Origin of the sequence: Stenotrophomonas sp. HMWF003, from assembly GCF_003061285.1 — a bacterium.
Classification (GTDB): Bacteria; Pseudomonadota; Gammaproteobacteria; order Xanthomonadales; family Xanthomonadaceae; genus Stenotrophomonas; species Stenotrophomonas maltophilia_AP.
The window spans coordinates 5,016-6,543 of the sequence record NZ_QAIW01000307.1 but is presented as its reverse complement, the minus strand read 5'-3'; the positions used below and the strand labels follow the sequence as shown (position 1 = coordinate 6,543).

At 68.2% G+C, this 1,528-nt stretch carries 2 protein-coding genes and 2 pseudogenes; 2 read left to right on the top strand and 2 right to left on the bottom strand.

The genetic code is table 11. The features are described 5' to 3' along the window. Both DBR34_RS12565 and DBR34_RS12560 read right to left on the bottom strand, forming a co-directional pair. A pseudogene (locus DBR34_RS12565) lies at nt 1-350 on the bottom strand (hypothetical protein); the annotation flags it as partial. Between the two features lie 9 nt (nt 351-359). After that, nucleotides 360-959: an NfuA family Fe-S biogenesis protein gene (locus DBR34_RS12560; protein WP_128097042.1), complete on the bottom strand. Its 600-nt coding sequence runs from the start codon at nt 957-959 to the stop codon at nt 360-362. 102 nt (nt 960-1,061) lie between these two features. On the opposite strand from DBR34_RS12560, the gene DBR34_RS12555 reads away from it, so the two are divergent. Next, nucleotides 1,062-1,403 (top strand): 4a-hydroxytetrahydrobiopterin dehydratase, encoded by a 342-nt coding sequence (locus DBR34_RS12555; RefSeq protein ID WP_128097041.1) that lies wholly within the window; start codon nt 1,062-1,064, stop codon nt 1,401-1,403. 4 nt (nt 1,404-1,407) lie between these two features. Continuing rightward, a pseudogene (locus tag DBR34_RS22940) lies at nt 1,408-1,528 on the top strand (energy transducer TonB); the annotation flags it as partial.

Sequence of the window (1,528 nt, the reverse complement as noted above, 5' to 3'; positions counted from 1 at the left end):
ACCCACAGCAGCAGCGCGGCAAACAGCACATGCAACAGCAGGCTGATCGTGGCCGAGCTCCAGCGCATCCAGCGCTGGTCGCGCGGGGCCGGTTCCCAGCCCTGCCACAGCAGGCGCCGCAACGATTGCACGAACCCCAGTTGCGGCAGCCGCCCGGCGGACACCGGCAGCGGGCGCCCGATCAGGGCGGCGATGACCTCGCTGGAACGAAACGGGCGCGGCAACGGGCTGAGCGCGCGCAGCCACAGGCCCCACCCGTAGGGAAGGCCCGTGGTTTTCTCAAGGATGCGGTTGTCCGGCTGGCGTGCCAGCAGCCAATCGAGGATCTCGTCAGCCCGGCGCAGTGGCACGCAGCGCGATCAGGCGGCCGTGCCGCGCGGGATGTACGGCGCGTCGCCACTGTCGTGGTCGGTCGCGTCGCGTACCGCAGTGATCCCGGGCACGCGGCCCATCAGGGTTTTTTCGATGCCCTGCTTGAGGGTCACATCGGCCATGCCGCAGCCCTGGCAGCCGCCACCGAAGCGCAGCAGCACCACGCCGTCGGCCGACACTTCCTGCACGGCCACCTTGCCGCCGTGGGAGGCCAGCTGCGGATTCACTTCGTTCTCCACCACCCAGCGCACGCGTTCCACCAACGAGTTCGCCTCGCCCGGCGCTTCGCCCTTGATCTTGGGGGCCTTGATGGTCAGCTGCTGGCTGCCGGCGGCATTGCTGACGATGTCGATCTCGGCACCGTCGAGCCAGCCCACGCTGGGCGCATCCACGAACAGGGTGAAGCCATCGCAGTCCACCGCCCACTCGTCGCCGAGCAGTTGGGCCGGCTCGGCAAACTCGAGCCGGGCATCGGCGCGGGGGGTGCCCGCATCGACGGCGCTCAGGCGCACGCCCATGCCGGGCACGGCCTCACGCTCGATCAGCTTGCGGAAATAGGTTTGGGCGGTGTCGGATATCTGGATCATCGGGCTATTCTAGCGGCTTACATGTTATGCGCTCATTCGGTTTATACATTGGCCGGCGCATCGTTCAGTCATCTTGCTAGAACACTGGGAGTGGAGGATTTCATGGCCGACCTGATTCCGCTGGCGCGGGCGCACTGTGTGCCGCGCAAGGGCAGCGACCACAAGCTGGGCGAGGCCCGCGTGGCCGAACTGCTGGCCCAGGTGCCCGGCTGGGAGCTGGCCGAACACGGCCAGGCGCTGACCCGCACCTTCCGCTTCGACGACTACCACCGGACCATGGCCTTCGTGAACGCCCTGGCCTGGGTGGCCCACCGCGAAGACCACCACCCCGACCTGGGCGTGCACTACGACCGGGCGGTGGTGCGCTTTTCCACCCACGACGTGGGTGGCCTGAGCGAAAACGACTTCATCTGCGCAGCGAAGGCTTCGGCCCTGACGGAGTGACCCCATGAAACTGCAGTCCCTCGTGTTGTCCAGCATCGCCCTTACCGCCCTGGCCGGCTGCAACAAGCCGGCCGAGCCGACCGCCCCGGTGGCCGCGCCGACCGAAGTGGCGGCCGTGAAGACCC